The organism is Variovorax sp. OV700 (assembly GCF_900099805.1).
Taxonomy (GTDB): Bacteria; Pseudomonadota; Gammaproteobacteria; order Burkholderiales; family Burkholderiaceae_C; genus Variovorax.
Genome location: NZ_FNDR01000004.1, coordinates 470,001 through 472,500 on the forward strand (window position 1 = coordinate 470,001; position 2,500 = coordinate 472,500).

The following is a 2,500-nucleotide window of genomic DNA, read 5'->3' on the forward strand; positions in this document are numbered from 1 at the left end:
CTTTCGCTGCGTTATCCCCCACGATTGGGCACGTTCCGATGTATTACTCACCCGTTCGCCACTCGCCGCCAGGATTGCTCCCGCGCTGCCGTTCGACTTGCATGTGTAAGGCATGCCGCCAGCGTTCAATCTGAGCCAGGATCAAACTCTATAGTTCGATCTTGATTTTTGCGCCCCATCTCGCGATGAGGCAAAACTCATAAAAAAAGAATTAAAGTGAACTTCACTTCTATCTCATGAGCGTTTTTAAGTCTTGCGACTTGTTCCGAAGAACTTACGCAATTACCTTCAAACGCCCACGCTTATCGGCTGTAAATTTTTAACGAACCCCGAAGCAACTTTCGTCTACTTCGTCTTGCTTTGCTGCGATCAGCGAAGCCTTGTAGTCTATCACGGTTTTTTAAGTACCGTCAAACTTTTTTCGCTTTCAACATCTTCTTGTCGCACCCCGCAACCTTCGCTGCGAGACGCTGAAGCTGTTTCAGCGGAGCCTTCGATTATGCACTGTTTTCTCAAACCGCGTCAACTTCGAAGGAAGTTTTTTCTTCGGCCTCCTAGGCAGCCTGCTCATCGAGCTTGCTGCCTAGGAGCCGCCCCGCGGCGCCTCCAGAGAGACGCTACGTTGCTTGCCTTTTTGTGTGAACACTTTTTGGGTGCTCACACAAAAAGGAAAGCCCAACACGCTGTGTTGGGCTTTTCCAGGCTGTAAGAGCCTGACGATGACCTACTTTCACACGGGAACCCGCACTATCATCGGCGCTGACGCGTTTCACTGTCCTGTTCGGGATGGGAAGGAGTGGTACCACGTCGCTATGGTCATCAGGCATAACTTGTTGCTGTGCTGATCACATGATCAACACAACGAATTCATAGAGTTTGGAATCAGCGCGCAATTGTCTTGCGCTTGCTTGAATGTATTTTGAATGCGTCAACTTGGCATAACACCTTGATCAGATTGATCAAAGTTATAGGGTCAAGCCGCACGAGCAATTAGTATCAGTTAGCTTAACGCATTACTGCGCTTCCACACCTGACCTATCAACGTCCTGGTCTTGAACGACTCTTTAGGGGGCTCAAGGCCCCGGCAGATCTCATCTTGAAACGAGTTTCCCGCTTAGATGCTTTCAGCGGTTATCTCTTCCACACTTAGCTACTCGGCAATGCCACTGGCGTGACAACCGATACACCAGAGGTGTGTCCACTCCGGTCCTCTCGTACTAGGAGCAGGCTTCCTCAAATCTGCAGCGCCCACGGAAGATAGGGACCAAACTGTCTCACGACGTTTTAAACCCAGCTCACGTACCTCTTTAAATGGCGAACAGCCATACCCTTGGGACCGGCTACAGCCCCAGGATGAGATGAGCCGACATCGAGGTGCCAAACACCGCCGTCGATATGAACTCTTGGGCGGTATCAGCCTGTTATCCCCAGAGTACCTTTTATCCGTTGAGCGATGGCCCTTCCATACAGAACCACCGGATCACTATGTCCTGCTTTCGCATCTGCTCGACTTGTCAGTCTCGCAGTTAAGCACGCTTATGCCATTGCACTATCGTCACGATGTCCGACCGTAACTAGCGTACCTTCGAACTCCTCCGTTACGCTTTGGGAGGAGACCGCCCCAGTCAAACTGCCTACCATGCACTGTCCCCGATCCAGATAATGGACCTAGGTTAGAACCTCAAACACACCAGGGTGGTATTTCAACGTTGGCTCCGCAAGATCTAGCGACCCTGCTTCAAAGCCTCCCACCTATCCTACACAGATCTGTTCAAAGTCCAATACAAAGCTACAGTAAAGGTTCATGGGGTCTTTCCGTCTTTCCGCGGGGAGATTGCATCATCACAAACATTTCAACTTCGCTGAGTCTCAGGAGGAGACAGTGTGGCCATCGTTACGCCATTCGTGCAGGTCGGAACTTACCCGACAAGGAATTTCGCTACCTTAGGACCGTTATAGTTACGGCCGCCGTTTACTGGGACTTCAATCAAGAGCTTGCACCCCATCATTTAATCTTCCAGCACCGGGCAGGCGTCACACCCTATACGTCCACTTTCGTGTTTGCAGAGTGCTGTGTTTTTAATAAACAGTCGCAGCCACCGATTTTTTGCAACCCATTCATGCTTCGTTGTTCACTACACACTAATAGGGCACACCTTCTTCCGAAGTTACGGTGTCAATTTGCCGAGTTCCTTCTCCTGAGTTCTCTCAAGCGCCTTAGAATACTCATCTCGCGCACCAGTGTCGGTTTGCGGTACGGTCGTATATAGCTGAAGCTTAGTGGCTTTTCCTGGAACCTCGTTCAGTCACTTCACGGACAAGTCCGCTCGATCGTTGGCCTCGGTATATGTGCACCGGATTTGCCTAATGCACGCCTACATCCAACTAAACCAGAATAATCCAATAACTGGATGACCTATTAAGATCCGTCCCCACATCGCACTATATATCGGTACAGGAATATTGACCTGTTTCCCATCAGCTACGCATCTCTGCCTCG

At 50.2% G+C, this 2,500-nt stretch carries 3 rRNA genes (2 of these 3 only partly in view); all 3 read right to left on the reverse strand.

What is annotated here, in order from left to right:
• Nucleotides 1-157: ribosomal RNA gene (locus BLR24_RS12090) — 16S ribosomal RNA — on the reverse strand; it reaches 1,378 nt to the left of the window's first position.
• Between the two features lie 554 nt (nucleotides 158-711).
• Nucleotides 712-824, reverse strand: a 5S ribosomal RNA gene (gene rrf, locus BLR24_RS12095).
• Between the two features lie 145 nt (nucleotides 825-969).
• A 23S ribosomal RNA gene (locus tag BLR24_RS12100) occupies nucleotides 970-2,500 on the reverse strand; it runs 1,343 nt beyond the window's last position.